Source organism: Pseudomonas sp. SMN11 (assembly GCF_052041945.1).
Taxonomy (GTDB): domain Bacteria; phylum Pseudomonadota; class Gammaproteobacteria; order Pseudomonadales; family Pseudomonadaceae; genus Aquipseudomonas.
The window spans coordinates 1-332 of record NZ_JBKGGW010000108.1 but is presented as its reverse complement, the minus strand read 5'-3'; the positions used below and the strand labels follow the sequence as shown (position 1 = coordinate 332).

Below are 332 nucleotides of genomic sequence, written 5' to 3'. Positions count from 1 at the left end.
TGCTGAGTGGGTTCCCCCATTCAGAGATCTCTGGATCACAGTCTGTTTGCCGACTCCCCAAAGCTTATCGCAGGCTACCACGTCTTTCATCGCCTCTGACTGCCAAGGCATCCACCGTATGCGCTTCTTCACTTGACCATATAACCCCAAGCAATCTGGTTATACTGTGAAGACGACATTCGCCGAAAATTCGCATTTCGCTCAATTAAGAGCAGAACTCACAAATTTTACCTTAGCCTGATCCACCAGCAGTGAAACTGGTGTTCAGTCTATATCTATCACATATCCGAATTTTTAAAGAACGATCTGACAAAAGTCAGAAATCAACATTC

1 rRNA gene is annotated in these 332 nt (G+C 44.9%); it reads right to left on the bottom strand.

Annotation, left to right across the window (positions count from 1 at the left end):
• Positions 1–138: ribosomal RNA gene (locus tag ACLEJU_RS28770) — 23S ribosomal RNA — on the bottom strand; the annotation flags it as partial.
• Positions 139–332: the final 194 nt, after the last annotated feature.